General features: G+C 66.1%; 20 protein-coding genes, 1 tRNA gene and 1 pseudogene. 4 read left to right on the forward strand and 18 right to left on the reverse strand.

Annotated elements, in window-relative coordinates:
* Window positions 1-94: 94 nt before the first annotated feature.
* Genes ACSQ24_RS25900 through ACSQ24_RS25915 form a run of 4 tightly spaced genes read right to left on the reverse strand, consistent with a single transcriptional unit; the run spans window position 95 to window position 3969 of the window.
* Window positions 95-1159, reverse strand: a complete 1065-nt coding sequence (locus ACSQ24_RS25900) for an ABC transporter ATP-binding protein (protein ID WP_436097468.1) — start codon at window positions 1157-1159, stop codon at window positions 95-97.
* Between the two features lie 10 nt (window positions 1160-1169).
* The gene (locus ACSQ24_RS25905; protein ID WP_436097469.1) at window positions 1170-1994 is read right to left on the reverse strand and encodes an ABC transporter permease; all 825 of its coding nucleotides are present in this window, start codon (window positions 1992-1994) and stop codon (window positions 1170-1172) included.
* Window positions 1995-1996: 2 nt separating this feature from the next.
* Window positions 1997-2911 (reverse strand): ABC transporter permease, encoded by a 915-nt coding sequence (locus ACSQ24_RS25910; RefSeq protein WP_436097470.1) that lies wholly within the window; start codon window positions 2909-2911, stop codon window positions 1997-1999.
* Entirely contained in the window at window positions 2908-3969 is a 1062-nt protein-coding gene (locus ACSQ24_RS25915) for an ABC transporter substrate-binding protein (protein ID WP_436097471.1), read from the reverse strand. Before ACSQ24_RS25915 ends, ACSQ24_RS25910 begins: the two co-directional genes overlap by 4 nt.
* Window positions 3970-4087: 118 nt before the next feature.
* Here ACSQ24_RS25915 and ACSQ24_RS25920 point away from each other — a divergent pair, with 118 nt between their 5' ends.
* Window positions 4088-4870 carry a response regulator transcription factor gene (locus tag ACSQ24_RS25920; protein ID WP_436097472.1) on the forward strand — a complete coding sequence of 261 codons (783 nt, stop codon included), beginning with the start codon at window positions 4088-4090 and terminating at the stop codon, window positions 4868-4870.
* Here the strand turns inward: ACSQ24_RS25920 and ACSQ24_RS25925 are convergent.
* The 7 genes and pseudogenes from ACSQ24_RS25925 to ACSQ24_RS25955 form a co-directional block, all read right to left on the reverse strand.
* On the reverse strand, window positions 4828-7089 hold the full coding sequence (locus tag ACSQ24_RS25925; RefSeq protein ID WP_436097473.1) for a response regulator: 2262 nt from the start codon (window positions 7087-7089) through the stop codon (window positions 4828-4830). The genes ACSQ24_RS25920 and ACSQ24_RS25925 overlap by 43 nt on opposite strands.
* 134 nt (window positions 7090-7223) lie before the next feature.
* Window positions 7224-7411, reverse strand: a pseudogene (locus ACSQ24_RS25930) (integrase core domain-containing protein); the annotation flags it as partial.
* Between the two features lie 110 nt (window positions 7412-7521).
* Window positions 7522-7788 (reverse strand): hypothetical protein, encoded by a 267-nt coding sequence (locus tag ACSQ24_RS25935; RefSeq protein ID WP_436097474.1) that lies wholly within the window; start codon window positions 7786-7788, stop codon window positions 7522-7524.
* 94 nt (window positions 7789-7882) lie between these two features.
* Entirely contained in the window at window positions 7883-8614 is a 732-nt protein-coding gene (locus ACSQ24_RS25940) for an ABC transporter permease (protein ID WP_436097475.1), read from the reverse strand.
* 5 nt (window positions 8615-8619) lie between these two features.
* Window positions 8620-9366, reverse strand: coding sequence for an ABC transporter permease (locus ACSQ24_RS25945; RefSeq protein WP_436097476.1), 747 nt, complete (start codon window positions 9364-9366; stop codon window positions 8620-8622).
* Between the two features lie 3 nt (window positions 9367-9369).
* The gene (locus tag ACSQ24_RS25950) at window positions 9370-10212 is read right to left on the reverse strand and encodes an ABC transporter ATP-binding protein (protein ID WP_436097477.1); all 843 of its coding nucleotides are present in this window, start codon (window positions 10210-10212) and stop codon (window positions 9370-9372) included.
* The gene (locus ACSQ24_RS25955) at window positions 10209-11198 is read right to left on the reverse strand and encodes an ABC transporter substrate-binding protein (protein WP_436097478.1); all 990 of its coding nucleotides are present in this window, start codon (window positions 11196-11198) and stop codon (window positions 10209-10211) included. Before ACSQ24_RS25955 ends, ACSQ24_RS25950 begins: the two co-directional genes overlap by 4 nt.
* Before the next feature lie 617 nt (window positions 11199-11815).
* On the opposite strand from ACSQ24_RS25955, the gene ACSQ24_RS25960 reads away from it, so the two are divergent.
* The gene (locus ACSQ24_RS25960; protein ID WP_436097479.1) at window positions 11816-13612 is read left to right on the forward strand and encodes a glycosyltransferase family 2 protein; all 1797 of its coding nucleotides are present in this window, start codon (window positions 11816-11818) and stop codon (window positions 13610-13612) included.
* A gap of 12 nt (window positions 13613-13624) precedes the next feature.
* Here the strand turns inward: ACSQ24_RS25960 and ACSQ24_RS25965 are convergent, their stop codons facing one another.
* The 5 genes from ACSQ24_RS25965 to ACSQ24_RS25985 form a co-directional block, all read right to left on the reverse strand.
* A complete protein-coding gene (locus tag ACSQ24_RS25965) occupies window positions 13625-14227 on the reverse strand; it encodes an SCO family protein (protein WP_436097480.1) in 603 nt (200 codons plus the stop codon).
* Window positions 14228-14250: 23 nt separating this feature from the next.
* Window positions 14251-14427: a hypothetical protein gene (locus tag ACSQ24_RS25970; RefSeq protein WP_436097481.1), complete on the reverse strand. Its 177-nt coding sequence runs from the start codon at window positions 14425-14427 to the stop codon at window positions 14251-14253.
* Between the two features lie 95 nt (window positions 14428-14522).
* Window positions 14523-14597, reverse strand: a tRNA-Gly gene (locus ACSQ24_RS25975).
* 128 nt (window positions 14598-14725) lie between these two features.
* Complete coding sequence (locus ACSQ24_RS25980; RefSeq protein WP_126114519.1) at window positions 14726-15031, reverse strand: hypothetical protein; 306 nt, start codon at window positions 15029-15031, stop codon at window positions 14726-14728.
* Between the two features lie 264 nt (window positions 15032-15295).
* The gene (locus tag ACSQ24_RS25985; protein WP_436097482.1) at window positions 15296-16453 is read right to left on the reverse strand and encodes a 2'-deoxycytidine 5'-triphosphate deaminase; all 1158 of its coding nucleotides are present in this window, start codon (window positions 16451-16453) and stop codon (window positions 15296-15298) included.
* A 226-nt stretch (window positions 16454-16679) separates the two neighbouring features.
* Between ACSQ24_RS25985 and apaG the strand changes: the two genes are divergently transcribed.
* Together apaG and argE are read left to right on the forward strand one after the other, a co-directional pair.
* Window positions 16680-17072: a Co2+/Mg2+ efflux protein ApaG gene (apaG, locus tag ACSQ24_RS25990; RefSeq protein WP_436097483.1), complete on the forward strand. Its 393-nt coding sequence runs from the start codon at window positions 16680-16682 to the stop codon at window positions 17070-17072.
* A gap of 2 nt (window positions 17073-17074) precedes the next feature.
* Window positions 17075-18244 carry an acetylornithine deacetylase gene (gene argE / locus ACSQ24_RS25995; protein WP_436097972.1) on the forward strand — a complete coding sequence of 390 codons (1170 nt, stop codon included), beginning with the start codon at window positions 17075-17077 and terminating at the stop codon, window positions 18242-18244.
* 166 nt (window positions 18245-18410) lie between these two features.
* On the opposite strand, the gene ACSQ24_RS26000 is transcribed toward argE, so the two are convergent.
* Both ACSQ24_RS26000 and argF read right to left on the reverse strand, forming a co-directional pair.
* The gene (locus ACSQ24_RS26000) at window positions 18411-19409 is read right to left on the reverse strand and encodes an Hsp33 family molecular chaperone (protein ID WP_436097484.1); all 999 of its coding nucleotides are present in this window, start codon (window positions 19407-19409) and stop codon (window positions 18411-18413) included.
* Window positions 19409-20338 carry an ornithine carbamoyltransferase gene (argF, locus tag ACSQ24_RS26005; protein WP_436097485.1) on the reverse strand — a complete coding sequence of 310 codons (930 nt, stop codon included), beginning with the start codon at window positions 20336-20338 and terminating at the stop codon, window positions 19409-19411. The genes ACSQ24_RS26000 and argF overlap by 1 nt, the downstream gene beginning before the upstream one ends.

The following is a 20338-nucleotide window of genomic DNA, read 5'->3' on the forward strand; positions in this document are numbered from 1 at the left end:
CGCCTCCCTGGGCATCGGCGCATGCACCGTCCCTCGCCGGACCGGCGGGTCCGACTGCTCGCTTCGCTATGGGTGATCCGTGGTCCTGCGACCGTCAGAACAGCATGGTCGAGCCACTCGGCCAGGAGGCGATGACCGCATCGCCCGGTCTGGGTTCGTCGGCCTGCGGCAGGTCGCTGTTCTGTCGTTGCACGATCAGCGGCATGCCCGACGCGGTCCTGACGACCAGCTCCGTCAGCGCCCCCCTGTAGACGATGTCCTCGACGGTCGCCGGCAAGCAGCCGGCGTCGGCACCGTCCTCCGCAGCGGCGCGGCGAAGCACGATCTGCTCCGGTCGGACCGCAAAGGCGGAGATGCCGTCCCGGCGTGTCCCAGCCGGGATGGCGAAGCTCTCGCCTCCGGCAGTCCGGAAGTGTCCACCGGGTTCGACGCCGCCGGCGAAGATGTTGGTCATGCCGATGAACTCGGCGACGAAGCGGCTGGCCGGGCGCTGATAGATCTCGCGCGGTGTTCCGACCTGCTCGACCTTTCCGGCCGACATGACCACGATCCGGTCGGCGACGCTGAGCGCCTCGTCCTGATCATGGGTCACGAAGATCGTCGTCAGGCCGAGCTTGGACTGCAGGCGCCGAAGGTCGGCCCGGACCTCGTGGCGCAGCTTGGCGTCGAGCGCCGACAAGGGCTCGTCGAGCAGCAGCACCTCCGGCTCGTAGACGATCGCCCGCGCCAGCGCGACCCGCTGCTGCTGGCCGCCGGAGAGCTGCTTCGGCAAACGGTCGGCCAGATGGTCGAGCTTGACGAGGGCGAGCGCCTCGATGACGCGGCGCTGGGCTTCGGCGCCGCCGACCTTGCGCATCTCAAGTCCGAAGGCGACGTTCTGCGCCACGCTCATATGCGGGAAGAGCGCATAGCCTTGGAACACCAGTCCGGCATTGCGCAGATAGGGCGGCAGATCGGTGACGTCGCGCGCGCCGAAGCAGACGCTGCCTTCGCTCGCCAGAGTCAGTCCGGCGATCATGCGCAGCGTCGTGGTCTTGCCGCAGCCGGAGGGGCCGAGGAAGGCGACGAACTCGCCCTGGCCGATGTCCAGTGACACCCGGTCGACCGTCGTCAGCGTGCCGTAGCGTTTGGTGACATCCTTGAGCGAAATCTGTGACATCGGGAGCCTTTCAGAAGGCGCGAGCGAGCTTGAAATAGCGGTCGGTGACGATCAGCCCGGCCGCGATCAGCGCGATCTGGACGGTCGCGACCGCGGCGATGGTCGGATCGACGCTCCACTCGAGATAGTTGACGATGACGATCGGCAGCGTCGTCGTGCCCGGCCCGACCAGGAAGAGCGATTTCTCCAGATCGACGAAGGACACCACGAAGGAGAAGAGCGCGCCGGCGACGACGCCCGGCTTGATCACTGGCCAGGTGACGCGAAAGAAGGCCGTGAGAGGACGCGCGCCCATGGTGAGAGCCGCCTCGCGGAGCTGGGGATCGACCCCGAGCAGCGAGGCCGTGACCAGGCGCACCGTCCAAGGCAAGGCAATGAGGCTGTGGGCGATGGCGAGGCCCGTGAAGGTCATGGCGACCTGGATGCCGGTCGAGACCTCGACCTCGATCAGGAACATGTAGAAGGCTGCGCCCGCGACGATGCCGGGCACGATCAGCGGCGCCAGGAGCAGCGACTGGATCGCCTCGCGGCCGGGGAAACGGCCGCGGGCGAGGACCACCGAAGCGGGCACGCCCACCAGGAGGCTGATACCGGTCGCGACGACGGCGAGCTGCAGGCTGGTCAGGAAGCCGTCGCGGAAGCGCGGAATGTCCCAGGCGGCCTTGTACCAGTCGAGCGTGTAGCCGGTCGGCGGGAAGCTGATGATCTTGTTGGCGAAGAAGCTCACCCAGATGATCGCGGCGAGCGGCGCCAGCACCATGACAAAGGCCAGGACGCAGCTGCCGATCATCACCGGCCTGAACGACCGCGTCGGTGTCATGCTGGCGCGCCGCATGGTCAGACTGCTCCGTAGCGTTTTTGCAGCGTGATGCTGGAGAGCACAGTCAGCGCGAAGGTCACGCCCATCAGGACGAAAGCCAGGCTGGCGGCGAAGGGCCAGTTGTTGATCTTGATCGCCTGCTCATAGACCTTGGGCGCCATCATCTGGAAGGACGGGCCGCCGATCAGGACCGGCGTGGCATAAGCGTTGACCGCGAGCACGAAGCACAGCAGGCAGCCGGAAAAGATGCCGGGCATCGCCAGCGGCAACGTCACGCGGAAGAAGGTCGTCCAGGGGCGGGCGCCCATGGTCAGCGCCGCCTCCTCATAGACCTCCCCGATCCCCTCGAAGACGCTCTGCAGCGAGATGATCATGAAGGGCAGGAGCACGGCGATCAGCCCGATCACGACCGCCGTGCCGGTATAGAGGATGCGGACCGGCTCGCTGATCACGCCGCTGGAGATCAGGGCCGAGTTCACCAGTCCCTTGTCGGCGAGCAGCACCATCCAGCCGGCGGCGCGTACGGCGTTGCCCATCAGCAACGGGATCACCGTCGCCAGGATCAGCGCTGTCTTCAGGCCGCGATGGGAGATGCGGCTGATGATGTAGGCCGCCGGCACGCCGAGCAGCAGGCAGATCGCCGTGCAGCTCAGCGCGACCGTCAGCGTCCTGGCCAGAATCCAGAGGTAGAAGGGATCGCCGAAGAACTTGACGAAGTTCTCCAGCGTCCAGCCGGTGAATTCGGTCGCCGCCGGCTCGAAATGGGCCAGGCTGTAGCGAGCCATCAGGAAAAGCGGCAGGACGAGACCAGCCAGCACCAGCGCCAGGCTCGGCGCCAGCAGCCAGCGCGCATCCGAGCGCCGGGCCGCGCGGGGCGCCCGGCCCGGCAGACTAACCTCAACGGTCCCGTTGACTGCAGAAAGGGTGGTCAAGCCTTGAATTCCTTGTTCCACCATTCGACCCATTTCGGGTCGCTCTTCGCCGCATAGGGGTAGTCGACGAAGTTGAGCTTCGCGATCTGGTCGGACGTGAAGTCGAGCCGCTTGCGATCCTCGGCTGGCAGATCGGCATTGGTGGTGACGACCGAATACGAGGTTGCCTGCGAGATCGCGCCCATCGGCTTGGGCTGCAGCATCGCTTCCAGATAGGCATAGGCTGCCTCGGGATTGCGCGCCTTCTTGGGAATGCCCGCGCCGAAGGAGATGAAGATCGCGCCTTCCTTCGGATAGGACCAGCGGATCGGCAGCTTTTCCGCCTCCCACTGCACAGCGCGAGCGCTGTAATTGGCCGAGATCCAGATCTCTTCGGACTGGAAGGCGGCAGCGAGCGCCTGGTGCGACGGGTACAGGCGCGGCTGCACCGCCTTCTTCAGGTCGAGCAGGGCCGGGAACGCCTTGCCGACATCGCTCATCGTGCCGCCATGGGCGAGCGAGGCGGCATAGATGTAGTTGAAATGGAGCTGGTCCATGATGCCGACGCGGCCGGCATATTTCGGATTCCACAGATCGGCGAAGCTGGTCGGCGGCTCGGGAATCTTGGCGGGATTGTAGAGGATCACCACGCCGCCATAGATGCAGGGCACCAGATAGGGCAGCCTGAGTTTCTCGACGATGGTCTTGCTGCTCGGGATGCGAGACGCGTCGAGCGTCTCCAGCGCGCCCTGTGCATTCATCTCATAGGCGTCGGCATCGCTGAGCCAGGTCACATCGATGCTGCCGCGCGGCAGGCGACGCTCGGCAAGGAGCTTGGCCTTGCGCTCCGGCACCGGGGCGAGATCGTGGATGATGCGAACCTGCGAAGCCCCGAAGGCGGGAGTCTCGAAACCTTTGACGATGCGGTCGTTCCAGTCGCCGCCCCAGTTCGAGACGACGAGCTCGCCGCTTTGCGCTCGGCTCGAATCCGGAATGAGCGAGGCGGCGCCCAGCGCCGTTCCTCCAGCGAGAAGCTGCCGCCGGCTCAACCGGCACTGCGAAACGGTCAGATCTGTCACGGTTGTTCCCCTTGATTTGGCGACCAGCTCTTGACGGCCGATCGTTCGGACCGCGTACGGACCCGTGAGGCAGGTTAGGCCGGGGAAGCTTCCAGGATGTGTTGCAAATGTTTCAACAATGTTTCAGCATCCGGGTCGACTGAACCGAAGAAGGGCATTCGCGATCAAGAAGCTTCTCCTCATCGAGGACGACGACACCTTCGCCATCCTGCTTGCGGCCTATTTCAGGACGGCGGGCTATGCGATCGAGCGTGTTGGGTCAGCCAATGCGGGCCTGCGCAAGCTGGAAAGCGAGATCTGGGACGCCATCATCGTCGACCTCACTTTGCCCGATGAGGACGGCATCGTGCTGACCCGCATGCTGCGAGCCCGCTCGGCCGTCCCGATCATCGTCGCGACCGGGCGCAGCGGGCGGGAGGACAGGCTAGCGGCGCTGGAGATCGGCGCCGACGATTTCGTGACGAAGCCCTTCGAGCCGCGCGAACTCGTCCTGCGCCTGAACAACATTCTGCGCCGTGGCCAGCAGCGCACCCGCTCCGGCGGATCACGTCTGCCTTGCGCTGGCGGCGAGCTCGACCTTGCAGGCTATGCGCTCGTCTCGCCTTCGGGTGAGAGCGTCGAGTTCGGCGCGTCGGAATTCGCCCTGCTCAGATTCCTGACGCGCAACCAGGACCGCGTGCTGACACGCGCCCAGATCATCGATGCGATCGCCGATGGCGAGCCGCCGGAGTCGGAACGCGCCATCGATGTCCGGATCTCGCGCCTGCGCCGGAAGCTGCGGGAGCTCGGGCTGGATGCCTCGCTGCTCAGGACAGTTCATGGCAGCGGCTACAAGCTGGTTTCCGCCGCAGCTGGCCGTCAGCCGGGAGGCGGCGCAGCAGCCTCCAGATCCAGCGCATAGAGCTCCATCTGGGTGGTGGCCTTGACCAGGCAGCTCCGCAAGGCGTCGAGCTGCTGCCGGGTCATGAGATGCGCAGTGTTCTCCTTGTGCCGGGAGCTCCGTGCCGAGAGCTCGTCGAGGCCGAGCAATCCAGCGATCGCGTGCGCGTTGTGGAGAAGGCGTCCCAGATTCTCGCCCGCGCCGTCGTCAATGGCGGCAGCGGTCTGCCGGAAGGCCGCGATGCCGGCCGAGACGATCGAGGCGACGCTTTCGTGGCCGATATCCGCCACCATGCGGTCGAGCGGCGTCCGGTCGAAGGTCCGGACCACCTCCGACCGCGGAAAACGGATACGGTCCTCCGGTTGCAGCACGCTGCCGGCGAGATCCCTGCGCGCGGCGGCGAGCGTCTCGCTCAATTCCTCCAGATCGACCGGTTTCTCGACGAATCCGGTGAAGCCGGCGGCGAGATAGGCCTTGATGTCCTCGGGCATCACATTGCCGGTCATCGCGATCACGGCGAGTGCCGGGCCGCCCAATTCCTCCTCGCCGATCTGCCGGGCGACCTCGATCCCCGTCATGTCCGGCATCGAGATATCGAGAAGAACCGCATGATAGCCGCTCTCGCGCAGGCTGCGCAGCGCGCTGCGGCCGTCGAGAGCCGTCGTAACGCGATGCCCCAGGCGTTTCAGCAGCGCATCCGCCACGATGAGATTGGCCTGCTCGTCGTCGACGACGAGGATATCGAGCGACGGACCGGCCGCGACAGCAGGTCTCGCCGGCGCGGTGCGTGGCGGGTGCTGCAGCTCCGCCTCGGGCCTGATCGGAATATCGACCCAGGCGCGCGTACCGCGCTGCGGGCCCGGTTCAACACCGACGCGAGCGCCGATCGCGCGCGCCAGCTCCTCACTGATCGCAAGACCGAGGCCGAGCCCTTCGATGCCCGCTGCCACATGTGCCTTCTGCCGCGCATAGGGCGAGAACATCCGCTCCTTGAACTCGCTGGCTATGCCGGGACCGGAATCGGTGATCGCGATCCTCAGCGCGGTCTCGGCCGCCGTTGCCCGGCGAATTGAGCAGGTGATCGAGATGGCGCCGGAGGCGGTGTACTTCACCGCATTGCCCAGCAGGTTGAACAGTATCTGTCGCAAGCGCCTGGGATCTGTCAGGATACGCTCGGGCAGGTCGGCCCCGAGCCTCGCACGGACAGTCAAGCCCTTCTGATCGGCCATCGTGCGGGCGATGTTGATCATCTCCTGCAGCATTGGCCGGCATTCGACGGCCTCCCATCTGATGTCGACGTGGCCCGACTTGACCCGCGCGACGTCCAGGATGTCGTTCAGCACGTCGCGGGTGGCGCGGGCAGCCCCGAACAGGCTACCGATCATCGCCTTATGCCGCTTCGACATCGTCTCGTCGGCGAGCAGCTGGGCGATACCGAAGATGACGTTGAGCGGATTGCGCAGCTCGTGGCCGACCTTGGCGATGAACTCGGTCCTCGCCGTGCTCTCGGCCTCGGCTTGTGCGCGTGCCACCCGCAGATCGCGCTCGCGTTCCTTGAGCACGGTGATATCGGCGCGGATGCTCGTCGTGCCGCCGGAGGCCGTGTGCCGTTCGCTGACCTGGATCCAGCGCCCGTCGGCAAGGTGCTGCTCGAAGAAGCCGATTCCCGCCTGGTGGAAGGAGATCCTGCGCTCGGCCCAGAGCGCGCGGTCCTCCTCGATCTGGAAGACGCCGCGCTCCAGGCTCTCGTGGACGATGTCGGGGAAGCGCACACCGGGCGTCATCATGTCCGCGACGGCCGGATAGAGCCGTCGATACTGCTCGTTGCAGATGACCATCCGGTCCTGCTCATCGTAGAGCACGAAGGCTTCCGGGAGCGCCTCTATTCCCTCGATCAGCGCGCTCGTCGGAGCAGGCTGTGCAAGCTCTGCATCCTCAGCATCTTGAAAGGCCGCTCCGCTCGCGACGTCACCGGTTCGAAAACCCTCGAGACGTGCACCCTGCAAGTGCGGTTGTTCCTGACATCTTGCGATCTTGCCGTGGAATGCGGTGCCTATCGTCGCTCCGCGAACGAGCGTGCTCAGTGCGCAGCTTCCACCCGTCTCCAATTCAATGATCGGGTCTGCGTGACCGTCGACGGGTGCGTGCCAGGAGCGCGGGGGCGATCCGCGGTTTCCGAGCCTCGCCCAGGCGATCTCGCCCGTGCGAGCCGACCATTGCCAAAGGTATAGCGGTCTCATGGTGGTTCCGCCGCGATCCGGTTCGCCTGACCGGCAGCATAAGAGCAAATCTCAGTCTCGAAAGTCCCGAGGAATTGCAGCGGGGCCAGGTTGTTTCGGCGACAGACTAGCTCCGGCCCGAGCGCTTTATCCGCGCGGAAGCAGCCGTTCAGGCTCTCAATGAGCCCGTTCTGCATGGGCTTGCCCGGTGCGATATCGTGCCATTCGACGCCCTGGTCCTCCTGCCTTGCAGGACCGCCCGCGAGGCCAGTTCGGTGCCGTTGTCGCTGACGACCATGAGCGGCCGGCCGCGGACGGCGATGAGCGCATCGAGCTCGCGGGCGCAGCAGGATGTGCAGGTGCCGGTAGCGGAACCGACGACGCTGATCGGCCAGGGCCTTCAGCCGATCTCGGATCTCCACGCCGCCGGGGTCATACCGCGCGAGGCTGCCTTCAGAAGCCCTGAGGCAGGACGCCGCTGCCGTAAAAGTCGGTCTGCCGGGTCGTGCTGTTCATGCCGGAGCGGACATAGGCCGGCCCACCCTCACGGGCCGGAGGCAGGCCGAGATCGAGCGTGCCACCATCCGGCGGCGGTGCCGTCCGCACGACGCGGGTCCGCACCGGAGCGGGCTCCGAGACGGCGATAGGCTCCTCGCGCGCAACGCACCCGCCCAGCAGGGCGACGAGGACGGCGGCCGCGCCGAAATGATGAAGGTTCATGGCTTTTCCAATGCAGGGCGCAGCCCGCGGCGAGCGGGACGAGTCGCCGCAACCTGCATGACCGGCACGCCCGGCGCAAGCGCCGTAAGGCGCTTTAGCGGTGCGTCAGGCGCCGGTCGAAGCGCATCATCAAGGTGTTGCAGGTGACCGCGAAGACGGTCAGCAGCAGCGTGATCGCCATGATCGTGTCGATCTGGCCGATATTGATCGCGCTGGTCAGCAGGAAGCCGAGGCCGCGCTGCGAGGCGAACATCTCGCCGATCAGCACGCCGAGCAGCGTCAGCGAGAAGCCGAGCCGGACGCCGGAGATGATCTCGGGCAGGATCGCCGGCATGATCACGGTGAGGGCGTTCTGCGAAGGCGTCAGCCGCATCACCTGCGAGGTCCGGCGATAGACCGGCTTCATCTGGCGGATCGCGTTCATCGAGAACAGCGTGATCGGGATCAGCCCATGCATGACGCCGAAGGCGATCTTGGCGGAGATGCCGAGGCCGAAGCAGAGCAGCACCAGCGGATAGAGCACGACCTTGGGGATCGAGTAGAGCGTCGTCAGGATCGGCTCGGCGACATTGCCGGCGAGCTTGCGGACCCCCAGCACGATGCCGAGTGCGATCCCGCCGGCGAGCGAGATCGCGAAGGCGGCGATGAAGGCGCGCATCGTCTCGGAGACGTTGAGCCAGAACTCGCCGGTCGCGAGCAAGGCGGCGAGCTTGGCGACGGTCTGCACCGGCGAGGCCAGCGAGGAGGCGCCGACCAGAAGGTGCAGGCCCTGCCAGAGGACGATGAACGCGAGGAGGACGAGGAGCGTGCCGGCGGATCTTGGCATGAGGCTCACCGCTGCCGGCGCGCCTGGAGGCGCCGATCGACAATGTTGAGGAGGGTGTTGACGACGGTCACGACGATGAGGACGAGCAGCATCAGCGCGTACATGTGCCCGTTCTCGAACAGGTTGTAGGCATAGGCGATGGCATAGCCGACACCAGCGCCCGACAGGATGAACTCCGAGGCGATGACGCCGATGAAGGAATAGGCGACCGCGAGCTTCACCCCGGTGAAGAGATAGGGCATCGCCGCCGGCAACTCGATCAACAGCGCGGTCTTGACCCGCGACATCCGGTAGATTTGGCCGGTCTTGCGCAGCACACGCGGGATGCGGTCGAGCCCGTTCAGCGTCGCGGTGATCATCGAGACGATGGCGAGCAGCACGGCGATCGCGATGATCGAGGCCGAACCGACCCCGAACAGGGTGATGAAGATCGGATAAAAGACGAAGGTCGGGACGGCGTAGTAGCTCGCCAGAAGCGGCTCGATCGCATCGCGCAGGCTCGGCAGCGAGTAGATGATCACGCCGGCCGCGAAACCGAGCAGGACCGAGAGCACGGTCGAGATCGCGATATTGGTGAAGGTAATCTGGATATCGGCCGAGAACTGCCCGGAGGCGAGGATCTTGCCAAGTTCGACGACCATGTCGGACGGGGCGATCATCACCATGCGTGGGATGATGTCGACGCGGCAGAGCGCCTCGACCAGCAGGATCATCGCGGCGACGACCGCAACGCGCAGCCATTTCTCGGACATGGCTCAGGCCTTTCCGGCCGACATGATCTTCAGCGCCTCGATGCGCAGCTTTTCCCAGAGGCGGGCGGTGATGTCGCCGAAATGCGGGGTCGAAACCACGCGGCTGTCGCGGTCCCGTTCCCAGCCGGTCTCGACAAAATCGATGAAGGTGCCGGGCCTTGTCGACATCACGCCGACGCGGTCCGATAGCATCGCCGCCTCGTCGAGCGCGTGCGTGATGAGCAGCACGGTGGCGGAGGTCTCGCGCCAGAGCCGGAGCAGTTCGTCGCCCATCAGCAGGCGGGTCTGCTGGTCGAGCGCGCCGAAAGGCTCGTCGAGCAGGATCAATCTGGGCTGCAGGACGAGGGTGCGGGCGATGCAGACGCGCTGGCGCATGCCGCCGGAGAGCTGGGCGGGATAGGAGCCGGCGAAGTCCTTCAGCCCCATGAAACCGACGGCATAGTCGACCCGCCTCGTGATCTCAGCCGGGTCGACGCCGGCACGGCGCAGGCCGAAGGCGACATTGTCGCGCACGCTGAGCCAGGGAAACGACGCGTCTTCCTGGAAGACGACGCCGACCCCATCGGGCACGCCCCTGATCGGCTTGCCCTCGAACTCGGCCGTGCCGGCTTGCGGCTCGCTCAGGCCGGCGAGGATATCGAGCAGGGTCGACTTGCCGCAGCCGGACGGGCCGACCACCGAGAAGAACTCGCCCTTGGCCAGGTCGAGGTCGACTGGGCCGAGCGCATGCAGCGTCGATTTCGGCAGCTCGAAGACCCGGGTGACGCCGCGCAGCCTGGCATGGGCCGGGGCGACGGCGGCCTGGGGCGCGAGCGGCACGACCTTGCCCCCCGGCGCCGCGCTCATTGCTTGGCCTGGAGGTCGGCCGGCAGGTAGGACTTGTCGAGGACGGTCGCCCAGTCCACGTCGGTCTTGACCTCGCCGATCAGCTTGAGACCGTCGACCATGCGGTTGAGCTCGGCGAGGTTGAACTCGCCCTCGCTCCACATCTTCGGCCCGATCATGTTGTCGACCGCTTCCTTGGCGATCGGCGGATCGAGCTTGTAGAGCTTCTCGATGATCTTGGCGGTTTCGGCCGGGTCCTTGTAGATCGCCTGCACGCCGGCGCGGCGGCCGGCGATGATCGCCTTGAGCTTCTCGGGATTCTCCTGCGCGAATTTGCGCGTGGTGATGCCGACCGAGGTCGTCATCGGCTTCAGGATCTCGCCGGCCTTGTAGAGCGTCCGGTACTTGTCCTTGCGGATGATCGAGAGCGGCTCGATCAGCACCGAGCCGACGACCGCGTTCTGCTCGAGCATGGTCAGGGCCGGGACATAGCCGCCGGCCGCGACACGCTGGACCTTGCTTTGGTCGACGCCCTTCTCGCGCAGCACCATCAGCAGCAGCATTTCCGAGACGGATTTCGGCGAGGTGATCGCGACCTTCTTGCCGGCGAGGTCCTCGACGCCCTTGAGCTCGGAGTTCGGCATGACGACCATCGAGGCCTCGGCGACGCTGCGCGTGCCGGTGTTGACAATGATCAGGTCGAGCCCCTGCGCCTTGGCGGCGAGCGCAGCGGAGACCGCGACCTCGCCATAGGGCGTCGCGCTGGCCAGGATGTTGCGGACCGTGGTGCCGCCGCCGCCCGAGCCGATGATGCCGGTGATGTCGATGCCGGCCTGCTTGAACAGGCCCTTTTCCATCGCCACCGCATAGGGCGCGCCATAGAGGCTCGCGCCCCATTGGGTGACGGAAATTTCCTCGGCGCGGGCCGGCGCCTGCAGAGTGAGCACGGCCGCAGCGGCCACGGCCGCGAAACGGTTGAACGAAGTCAGGCCAAGCCGAGCGGTCATGTCACTCTCCCATTGAGGCACGCCGCCGATCGTTATCGTTGCAGCAGGCCGGACGTTCGCGTCCAAATTTCATTTGTATGCAAACAACGATCTCAACGGAGTCGAAGCTTGTCAAGCGATTTGAGACCGACGAATTGCAAACGGCAGGCCGCAGCGAGGAAGCGAGACTATCGCGCCAAAAGCCGTTCGCAACTGCGAAATGAGGTTGAGCCAAAATCGCTGCGCGCGGAGCAAATACGGCCTAAAAATAAGAATTTTTGGCAAGTGTTGGGCCGCCCCGGCCGAGGCATGGAGCGCAAGGTGTCCCACCTCCTAACTGGCGACATCTGCGGGGTATCGACTGCCGCCGTCTGGGTTAACGGCCTCACCTCATTTGCATACAAATGATTGTTGAGTGTTTTCCACCCCTCGCTCGCGATGTCCGCAGCGGATTCAGGGTCTCGCTCCGATCCAACCGCTCCCGACTCGACTCTGACGTTACGATAAGCAACCATAAGTTGCTGCAGGTTAAAGGAGCCATCGGCTGCGGCTGGGGGACTGGGATGGGGGCTCAAGCTTGGCCGCAAGTCGGCGCAGGCCGGGCATACGCGTTCGGCTTGCCTGCAGAGATCGCGTTTTTGGCCGGGCAAGGTGTTCCACCTGCGCAATTGCAGGAGGCCGCCAGGGTCTCGGAACGGATTGGCGTCTCTCCAAGCCGGCAGGTCATCGCCTCGGGTCTTGTCACGGAAGAGCAATTCTATCAGGCGCTGGCGGCCGAGCTCGAACTCCGTTTCCAAGCCCGCTCGCCGCCTTTGCAACCTGGCGGTGACGTTTCGGCGATCCTGCGCGAAGGCATGGCCGCCACGATCGCTCGGCCTCAAAGTGCAGTGCGCTTTGCGGTTGCGCCTCCCCCCGGGCCGGCGCTGCGCCGTTTCCTCGCGGCCGACCCTTATGCCCGCCGGGATCTCGTGGTTCTGACGCCGGCAACACTGGCGGCCGAAATGCGGCGCACCAACGCCGGAGCCCTCGCCTGCGAAGCGGCCTGGATGGATGAAGCCGGACTTCAACGCTTCAGCGCCCGGACCGGCACGAACTGGGCTCAGAAGTTCCTGGCCCTTCTCCTCGTCGGCTTCCTTGGCGCGATCGGCATGCTGGCACCGGTCATGACATTGATCAGCGTGGCTCTGGTACTGGGCCCGCTCTTCTTCGCCACCGTGGTCCTGCGGCTCGCCGCCCTGATGGAGAAGGCACCGGTCGATCTCTGGCGTGAGCATCGCTGGCAGATCGACGATAGCCGGTTGCCGGTCTACACCGTAGCCGTTCCGATCTTTGGTGAGGAGGCGGTGCTCGACCAGTTGATCGGCGCGCTGGCGGCCATCGACTATCCTGCGGCCAAGCTCGACATCCGGATCCTCGTGGAGGAAATCGACTGGCGCCTGCGCCGCGCCCTTGCGGCCCGCGAGCTTCCACCTTTCATGCAGGTCATGATCATCCCGCGCGGCCTTCCACAGACCAAGCCGCGCGCGCTCAACCGGGCACTCGCCGAGGCCCGCGGAGAGCTGTTCACCATCTTCGACGCGGAGGATGTCCCCGATTCCCGGCAGCTGCGACTGGCCGCGGCGCGCTTCCTGCGCTCCGACGCCGAGCTCGTCTGCCTGCAAGCCCGCCTCGTCATCGACAACCCCGACGACAGCTGGCTCAGCGGCTGCTTCGCGCTCGAATACGCCGGATTGTTCGACGTGCTCAATCCCGGCCTGCTGCAATCGGGCCTGCCGATCATGCTCGGCGGTACTTCGAACCATTTCCGGACTGAAGCTCTGCGCCGTGTCGGCGGCTGGGACCCCTGGAACGTCACGGAGGATGCCGACATCGGCTTCCGCCTTATCCGGGCCGGCGGCTATATGGCCGACCTGCCCTGCAGCACGCTCGAAGAGGCTCCGCACCGCGTGCCAGCCTGGCTGAAGCAGCGCCGGCGCTGGCTCAAGGGCTATCTGCAGACGCTGATCAGCCATCTGCTACGGCCTGGCCGCTTCCTGGGCGAGGCCGGTGCCACCGCCACACTGACCTTTCTGGCGCTGGTGCTGGGCACCTTGCTCGGAACGCTCTTTTACCCGCTGTTCATCGCGACGACGGTGCTGGCGGTGCTCGACGGCTCGCTGCTTTCTCCCAGCAACTCGGTGGAGCTGCTGTGTTCCTCGCTTGCGCTCGGCTTGGCAGGAAGTGGAATCTGCGCCGTCTTCCTGGTGCCTGCGCTCGGCGCCTGGCGGCGCGGCGCGCCCGACCTGTGGCGTTGGCTGCCGCGCCTGCCGATCTACCATCTGCTCGCCTCGCTTGCAGCCTGGCTCGCGCTCTACGACTATTTCCACGACCGGTTCGGCTGGCACAAGACGACGCACGGCCTCGCGCGCTCCTCCCGTTATCGCAGTCGCACCTAGCCTGCGCTGGGCCTAGAGATGGCGCAGCCATTCCTGCGCCGCCTCTGCGGGCGGGCGCTCGATATTGAACGCGCCGACGAAGCCGCCATTCTTGTCCATCAGGTAGACCAAAGCGGTATGGTCCATGGTGTAGTCGCCATCCTTGAGCGGCACCTTGCGGGCATAGGCGCGATAAGCCTTGATCGTCGCGTCGATCGCGGCGCGCTCGCCGGTCAGCCCGACGATGCGCGGATCGAAGGAGCCGAGATAGCTCTTCATCGTCTCGGCCGTGTCGCGCTCGGGATCGACCGTGACGAAGAGCGCCTTGAGCTTTTCGCCCTTGGCTCCGGCCGCCCGCAGCACCTCCGAAATCTCGAACAGCTTGGTCGGGCAGATGTCGGGGCAATGGGTGAAGCCGAAGAAGACCAGGAAGGGTGCGCCGCGCAAATCCTTGTCGGTCAGCGTCTTGCCCTCGCCGGTGGTGAGCATGAACGGCCCGCCGACACTCGAGGCAAGACTCTGTCCGCCCTGACGGGAGCCCGACGCGAAGGTAATGAAGGCGGCTGCGGCGAGCGCGGCGGCGCCAAGCACGAAGACCAGCAGGGGCAGGAGCAGGCGGCGGTTCACAGGGGACATCCTCGAATGCGGCGAAGCACCGCTCAGAAGCAGGCGAGGAGCGCGGCGATCAGCCCGTCGGTGAACAGACGATCGCCCTCGCGCCACCAGAGCAGCAGGCCAGTCACCAGCAGCAGGCCGAAGCCGCCGCCGAGCAACCAGAGGCCGATGCGGGAGGCCGGGGCGGCATCCTGATTATCGATCTGCGGAGATGCGCTCATATGCGCAATCTAGCGCCGCACAGCATCAACCGGAAGCTGCGTTCGTGCCGCAGGGATATCCCGAAAGCGGGAGGAATACACGATATCGGAGAACTTGGAGCGGGCGATCGGGATCGAACCGACGACATTCAGCTTGGGAAGCTGACGTTCTACCACTGAACTACGCCCGCGTGCCTTGCCCGTATAGCCGGGCGGGGCTGCCGGCGGCAAGCCGGTCGAGGTGAGATTCCCGACCGTGGACAAAAAACCGCGCCGGGCCCCTGTCGCCCGGCGCGGCTTGGTTCAGACGCGGGGCGTCTTACCAGCAGCCGTAATAGCCACAGCCGCCGTAGCCATAGTAGCCGTAGCTGCGCCGGGAGGACGCCGCGATGACCGCGCCGCCGACGGCACCGGCGACGACGCCGGCCGCGACCGCGTTGCTGGCCTGGGCGTTGGAGCGGCGGAAGCTCTGGAACACTTCGCTGCGGCAGCGCTCGAAGGCGCGGGTGCCGGGGCGATGGCCGGCATCGAGGCAGACCTGGTCGGACTCGGCCGCCGATTGCTCGACGGACTGGCAGCCGGCGAGGCCGGCGGCGAGAACGCCGGCGATGATGAGGGCGCGCATGAGAAATCCTTTCCCTGTAGACGTTTGGCCACAAAAGCCATGGAGCGGGAAGCCGTCAATTGCGCCCCGCTGGTGACACAAGCATGAACACGCCGCAGGCCAGGGGCCGGCGGCGTCCTCCGCGCTTGCTGCCATCTGACACGGAATCGCCACCATGTCGCCCCGAAGGTTGCCGCATGGGTAACATTCCCTGGCGAAACAGGAATCTGCGGCTAACGAAGACTTGAGGCGACCGCGCAGAGCGAGCGGTTCTGAACCCCGAAGCTAGCTGCGGAAATGCTTGGAGAGCTTCAGCGCCTGGCCCTGATAGTTCGAGGTGCCGATTGCACCATAGAGGGCGTCCGGCTCGGCCGCCATGCGCTCGAAGGCCAGGCGACCGACCACCTGCCCATCCTCGAGCAAGAAAGGCACCTCGTGGCTCCTGACCTCGAGCACGCCTCGACTGCCGGGCATGCCGTCCGTGCCGACGCCGAAGCCTGGATCGAAGAAGCCGGCATAGTGCACGCGAAACTCACCCATAGCCGGGTCGATCGGCGCCATCTCGGCGGCGAAGGCCGGCGGGATATGCAGCCTCTCCTTGGAGGCGAGGATGTAGAACTGGTGCGGGTCGAGGATCAGCCGCTTGCGCTTGGCCGGGATCGGCGTCCAGAAATCGTCAATCTCGTAGGCGCCGACACGGTCGACATCGATGACGTCGGTAAAGCGCTGGGCCTGATAGCCGATGATCTCACCCTCGGCATCGCCGAGATGGATGCTGAACAGGAGGCCGTTGCGGATCGCGGCCGGCCCATCGACCAGAGCCGTGCGCCGATGGACCTCACGCAACTCTCGATCGGAGACGCGAAAACCTTCCGCCTCGTCCTGGCCGGAGCTGCGGCGGCGGAAGCGCAGCTGGTTGAGGCGGCTGCCCTTGCGGACCTTGATCGAGAAGCTCGACGGCGAGATCTCGGCGTAGAGCTTGCCGGAATAGCCGCCTGCGACGCTATCGAAGGCCTCGCTCCGGTCGACAATCAGGCGGGTGAAGACATCGAGCCGGCCGGTCGAGCTCTTTGGGTTGGCGAAGGCGGAGATCGTCGCCGGCAATTCGTGCAGCGACTCCATCAGCTCGACGACGTAGACGCAGTTCTTCTCAAGGATCGCGCCCTCCTCGAGCGAGACCTCGTCCTGGGTGAGATCGGCGAGCATCTGCGCGACGCTCTTGTTCGGTCCGGGCAGGAAGCTGGCGCGGACGCGATAGGCCTTGTGGCCGAGCCTGAGATCGAGGCTCGCTGGCTGGTACTGGCTCTCGGCGAAGGCACCCGAGGTCGAGCGGACCATGCCGCGATGGACGAGCTTGCGGATGTCCTGGCGCGGCAGCACGCCGGTGGGGCCGGCGAGCGAGGCCGGCGCGGTCTCGGCCAGCATGTCGGGCGATGTCGCCATGGTGCTATCAGACCACCTTGTGAAGTGCGGCGCAAAGCCGGTCCGCCGCGAGATCAGTCGCTCTTCTTGCCGCGCCGGGACGCTGCTGGCGAGTCCGGCATCGCGTTGTCCACATGCCCGCTCGCCGCCGGACCGGCACGCAAGTACAACCGGCCGGCGGCATTGACGCTACGCCGAGCCAAGTCATAACAAGGCCTCTCCGCCCTGCCGGCACGGAACCGCAATCATGTACCAGGCCGAAACGCATGGCGTGCGCGTCACCGCCTCGCCCAAGTTCATGGACTCTGAGTCCACGCCCGACCAGGGCCGCTATTTCTGGGCCTACACGATCGAGATCGAGAACTTCTCGCCGCGCACCGTGCAATTGATGACGCGCCACTGGTTCATCACCGACGGGCGCGGCGAGGTGCACGAGGTCCGCGGCGACGGCGTGATCGGCCAGCAGCCGGTGCTGCAACCGGGCGAGCGCTTCAGCTACACATCCGGCTGTCCGCTGATGACGCCCGACGGCAGCATGCGCGGCTTTTATGCCATGCTCGGCGAGGACGGCGTGATCTTCGATGTCGAGGTGCCGCTCTTCCCGCTCGACTCGCCCTATGTGAAGAAGGTCTTGCATTGAATATCGCAACCCCGACCGGGCAGCGCTACCAGCCGCTCGACATGCTCGCCCGCCTCGTCGCCTTCGACACGGTGAGCCATAAATCCAATCTCGAGCTGATCGCCTTCGTCGAGGACTATCTCACGGGCTGGGGCGTGCCGTCGGTGCGCTTTCCAAATGCGACAGGGGACAAGGCGGCGCTGTTCGCCACGATCGGCCCGCAGGACAAAGGCGGCATCGCGCTCTCCGGCCACACCGATGTCGTGCCGGTCGAAGGCCAGGCCTGGTCGCGCGATCCGTTCACCCTGCATGTCGAGGATGGCCGCGCCTATGGCCGCGGCTCGGTCGACATGAAGGGCTTCGTCGCGCTGGCGCTGGCGCTCGTGCCGGATTTCCTTAGCGCCAACCTGAAGACGCCGATCCACCTGTTCTTCTCCTATGACGAGGAGGTGACCTGCCTCGGCGTGGTCGATGGTATCGCCGCGATGGGCAAGAGCCTGCCCAAGCCGCGCGCCATCATCGTCGGCGAGCCGACCTCGCTCGAACTCGCCGATGCGCACAAGGGCATCCGCACCTTCTTCACCACGATCACCGGCTTTGCGGCGCATTCCTCGAAGCCGCATCTCGGCGCCAGCGCGGTCCATGCCGGAACGCGGCTCGCCGCCGGCCTCGTCGCCATGGCTGACGAGCACGAAGGCCAGCTCGACGAGAGCGGTCGCTTCGACCCGCCTTACGACACAGTCCATATCGGCAAATTCCATGGCGGCATTGCCCGCAACATCCTGGCCGATCGCTGCGATCTCGCCTGGGAGGTGCGCACCTTGCCGGGCTCGGACCCCGAGGCGGTGCCGGCTCGTTTCGCCACGCTGTCGCAGGAGGTGCTGGCGCGCATGCGCAAGACCGCGCAGTCGGCGGCGATCGAGACGGTGATGAGCTCGGATGTGCCGGGCCTGGCGCCCGATCCCGGTTCGGAAGCCGAGACGTTGGTCATGCGTCTCGCCGGGCGCAACAGCACGATCGCTGTCGCCTACGCCACCGAGGCCGGGCATTTCCAGCGCGCGGGACTGCCGACCATCGTCTGCGGCCCGGGTTCGATCGACCAAGCGCATCAGCCGGACGAGTACATCACGCTGGAGCAGTTCGCGGCGGGCGAGGCCTTCATGCGCCGGCTGATGGACGAGTGCAGGGCGTAGGCCCTTCCTTCTTGCGGGAGAAGGTGGCAGCGCGCAGCGCTGACGGATGAGGGGTCGCACACCCCTCTCCGTAGTCCGCATTTCACAAGTGCAAATCGGCAGTCGTCGCGAGACCCTCATCCGGCGCTTCGCGCCACCTTCTCCCGCAAGGGGAGAAGGGGAGCCATCACTGCCCCGCCGAGATCTCCACCTCGACCTCGGCCGGGTCGAAGCTGTAGCGGCGCGAGCAGAACTCGCAGGTGACGCCGAGCGTGCCGTCATCGGCGATCATCGCCTTGCGGTCGTCGGCCGAGAAGCCGTTGAGCATGCCGAGCACGCGCTCGCGCGAGCAGCGGCAGGCCTCGTGCACCGCGACCGGCTCGAAGACATGGGCGCCGCGCTCATGGAAGAGCCGGTAGAGCAGGCGCTCGCTCTCCAGCAAAGGATCGAGCAATTCGTGATGCTCGACCGTCCCGACCAGCGAGCGTGTCTCGGCCCAGGCGTCGTCGCTGATGCCGTCATCATTGTCGGCGGCGAGGATCTCGTGCCCTTCCGGCGCATCGCCGGGATGGAGATCGGCGGCGCGCATTCGATCGGGCGAGTTCGGCATGAACTGGACGATCAAGCCGCCTGCACGCCAGGCCAGGCCACTGCCGGTCAGGACCGTGCCGACGCCGAGGCGGATACGGCTCGGAATCTGCTCCGACTGGCGGAAATACTGGTGGCCGGCTTCTTCCAGGCTCTGCCCGTCGAGCGCGACGACGCCCTGATAGCGTGTCGCCTCCGAGCCCTGGTCGACGGTCATGGCGAGATGCCCCTTGCCGAGCAGTTCGCCGGTCGAGACCGCATTCGTGTCGATCGCAGCCGCCAGCTCATCGGCATCGTAGCGGGCCATGGCCCGGTAGCAGTCGGGCGCGTTGAAGTCGACGACCAGCATCGAGATCGGCCCGTCGCTCTTGGTCTGGAGCTGGAAGCGGCCTTCGCCCTTGAGCGTGGTGCCGAGCATGACCGTCAGCGCCGCAGCCTCGGCGAGAACACGCGCGACGGGCTCGGGATAATGGTGCCGTTCGAGGACCTGGTCGAGCGAGGGGCCGAGCCTGACGACCCGGCCGCGCACATCGAGCTCCGGCACCGCGAAGGGCAGCACCCGGTCGTCGGGCGCGCCCACTGGCGAGGCTTCGGCCATCAGGCCGCCACCGCGCCGAAGCACCAGGCCAGGATGCCCTTCTGGGCATGCAGCCGGTTCTCGGCCTCGTCGAAAACGGCCGATTGCGGGCCGTCCATGACCTGATCGGTCACTTCCTCGCCACGCGACGCCGGCAGGCAGTGCATGAAGATCGCATCCTTTTCGGCGCGGCCGAGCAGGCGTTCGTCGACCTGATAGGGCCGCAGCAGGTTGTGGCGCGTGCCTTCCTGATCACCCATCGAGACCCAACAATCGGTGATGACGCAGTCGGCGCCTTCGACCGCAGCTTCGGGCCGACTGGTCAGTTGCAGCTTCGCGCCCTGCTCGCGGGCCCAATCGAGCAGGGCAGGCGGGGGCGCGAGCTCCTCCGGCGTCGCTATGGCCAGCTCGAAATCGAGCCGGCCGGCGGCATGGACCCAGGAGGTCAGGACATTGTTGGTGTCGCCGGTCCAGGCGATGCGTTTGCCCTTGATCGAGCCCTTGCGCTCCTCGAAGGTCATGACGTCGGCCATGACCTGGCAGGGGTGCTGGCGCTTGGTCAGGCCGTTGATCACCGGCACGGTGGCGTATTTCGCCATCTCGACCACCGCGTCATGGTCGAGCATGCGGATCATGATCGCGTCGACATAGCGCGAGAGCACGCGGGCGGTGTCGGCGATGGTCTCGCGCTCGCCGAGCTCGATCTCCTGGCCGGTCACCATCATCGGCGAGCCGCCGAGCTCGCGGATACCGACATCGAAGGAGACGCGGGTGCGGAGCGAGGGCTGCTCGAAGATCATGGCGATGACCTTGCCCTCGAGTAGGCGGTCGCCGGCAGCGTCGGGCGTACGCCGACGGGCCTTGATCTCCTCGCCGGCCCTGAGGATGGAGCGCAATTCGCCGGCGGAGAAATCGGAAAGGTCGAGAAAATGACGCACTGGAGCCCCCAT

It is taken from the genome of Allobosea sp. LjRoot237 (genome assembly GCF_964253285.1).
Classification (GTDB): Bacteria; Pseudomonadota; Alphaproteobacteria; order Rhizobiales; family Beijerinckiaceae; genus Allobosea.